General features: G+C 49.8%; 1 protein-coding gene. It reads right to left on the reverse strand.

What is annotated here, in order from left to right; all coding sequences use genetic code 11:
- A partial coding sequence (locus R0J88_RS24130; RefSeq protein ID WP_410901476.1) for a TDP-N-acetylfucosamine:lipid II N-acetylfucosaminyltransferase occupies positions 1 to 229 on the reverse strand: 229 nt, incomplete at both ends.

Here is a 229-nt window from a genome sequence, read left to right on the forward strand (position 1 = left end):
GTCATATCCTGCCAGAACGGATTTTCCCGGTTAAGCACACAAGGAATGCCCGCCTGAATCAGTAAGCACAGCGTACCAATGCCCTGCTGGCGGGCAAAAATAAAGTAACCAAGATCGCACTGACGAAGTAGCGTCAGATAGGCGTCAAATTCCAGTTTTTCGCTCAGAACTTGCAGATTTTCTTCGCTGAATAACTCCAGCCCCGCCTGACGAACTTCCTCGATGTACG

It is taken from the genome of Pseudoalteromonas sp. SIMBA_162 (assembly GCF_046535955.1).
In the GTDB taxonomy this organism is placed as follows: Bacteria; Pseudomonadota; Gammaproteobacteria; order Enterobacterales; family Alteromonadaceae; genus Pseudoalteromonas; species Pseudoalteromonas marina.